Annotated in this window: 2 protein-coding genes; both read left to right on the top strand. The window is 32.6% G+C overall.

The features are described 5' to 3' along the window. On the top strand, positions 1–548 hold a 548-nt coding region (tmk, locus tag ACFY36_RS51895; protein WP_499753333.1), incomplete at its 5' end, for a dTMP kinase. Next, positions 545–1,425: orotidine-5'-phosphate decarboxylase (pyrF, locus tag ACFY36_RS51890; RefSeq protein ID WP_499753332.1), on the top strand; the 881-nt coding region annotated here is incomplete at its 3' end. The genes tmk and pyrF, both read left to right, overlap by 4 nt.

Here is a 1,425-nt window from a genome sequence, read left to right as displayed (position 1 = left end):
CTCAAATTGATATGTTACATCAATGGTTTGAAAATAAAAAACTTAAAGTTTTTACAACAAAACAACCAACAGATTACTATAGAAATGATAAAAGAGTTAGAGATTATTTGGATAATGGTATTGCGCCCAATATGTATTCGATTGCTTTATTGGCTGCAGCTGATAGAACTTATCAGATAACTTCAGAAATTTTCCCCAAAATATCTGAAAGCAACATTATATGTGATAGATACTTATACAGTTCACTAGCGTTCTTTAAAGCTCGTGGGATAGACTACAAAGAAATTCTAATGATTAATAAAGGTGTTCCTACTCCAGATGTTACAGTGTTTTTAGATGTTCCTCCAGAGCGTGCTTTAGAGAGAGTTCGTCAAAGGGATGGAGAAGATATAAAGTATGAAGAAAAAAATGAGTTAGTATTTAACCAAGTAAGACAAAATTTTCTTGATGTTTTACCTAAAAATGCTTTACTTGTTGATTCAACTGTAGGGATTGACAAAGTTCATCAAATAATAACTAATTTTGTAAGCGAGGTAATGGATAAATGATGTTTTCTGATAGATATATACAAAAAGTAGTCAATACAAAATCTCATCTATGTGTTGGGTTAGATCCCATTTTAGAGAATTTTCCTAGCTATATTTTAAAAAAGGCAGAGAGCATCTATGGAAAGACCCCTAGAGGAGCAGGCTACGCTATTTTTGAATTTAATAAAATGATTATTGATATAGTGGCAGATAAAGTTCCAGCTGTAAAACCTCAACTTGCTTACTATGAGAAGTATGATTATTATGGAATAGAAGCTTTTTGGAAAACTGTGGATTATGCTAAGAAAAAGAGACTTATCGTTATTGCGGATGCTAAGAGAGGAGATATCGGAAGTACTTCTCAGGCATATGCAGAAACTTTTTATAAGAATACAGCTGATGAGTGGAGCTCTACTTTATCTGTAGATGCAGTAACAATTAATCCATACTTGGGAAGTGATGGATTAGACCCATTTATAAAATTAGGAGAAGAAAATGATAAGGGCTCTATTATTTTAGTGAAAACAAGCAATCCTTCTTCAGGAGAATTGCAAGATAAAATACTGGATTCTGAAAATAAAACTATCTCTGAAGTTGTATGTGATTATATTATTAAAAGCACGAATAAAGTTGGGAATTATGGATTTTCAGATATTGGAGCTGTCATTGGAGCAACATATCCCGAAGATTTAACTAAGTATAGGAGACTCTTACCAAAAACCTTATTTCTAATCCCAGGAGTTGGTTATCAAGGAGGAGATGTGAAACTATTAGACGCAGCGTTTGATAATAATGGTTTAGGAGCCATCATAACATGTTCAAGAGCAATTGATTATGCTTATAAAGATACAGGTTTATCAGAGCAAGAAGTAAAGAATTCTATTTTAGAGGCAGTTGA

Origin of the sequence: Actinoplanes sp. NPDC000266, from assembly GCF_042899005.1 — a bacterium.
GTDB lineage: Bacteria > Actinomycetota > Actinomycetes > Mycobacteriales > Micromonosporaceae > Actinoplanes.
The sequence above is the reverse complement of the archived record's forward strand: the minus strand, read 5'-3'. Positions and strand labels throughout refer to the sequence as shown.